1 protein-coding gene is annotated in these 263 nt (G+C 72.2%); it reads right to left on the minus strand.

The features are described 5' to 3' along the window. Window positions 1-45: 45 nt before the first annotated feature. Window positions 46-228 carry a hypothetical protein gene (locus ADK86_RS41015; protein ID WP_078952116.1) on the minus strand — a complete coding sequence of 61 codons (183 nt, stop codon included), beginning with the start codon at window positions 226-228 and terminating at the stop codon, window positions 46-48. Between the last annotated feature and the right edge of the window lie 35 nt (window positions 229-263).

Consider the following 263-nt stretch of genomic DNA (forward strand, 5'->3'; position numbering starts at 1 on the left):
CGCTCTGCCCGCGTCCCGCGGGTCCGTAACGCTGTGGGCCATCGGTCAGCTCTCCTCACGCGGGGACGACGAGGACGGCACGCTCGCCGCCTTCTCCAAGTCGCTCAGGACCACGCGGGCAGCGGTGACCTCTTCGGCCATGAGCGGGTCGAGCGGGTGCGGGACGGGTGTTCCCGGGACGGTGGTCGCTCTGCCCGCGTCCCGCGGGTCCGTAACGCTGTGGGCCATCGGTCAGCTCTCCTCACGCGGGGACGACGAGGACG

The organism is Streptomyces sp. NRRL F-5755, assembly GCF_001279365.1.
Classification (GTDB): Bacteria; Actinomycetota; Actinomycetes; order Streptomycetales; family Streptomycetaceae; genus Streptomyces; species Streptomyces rimosus.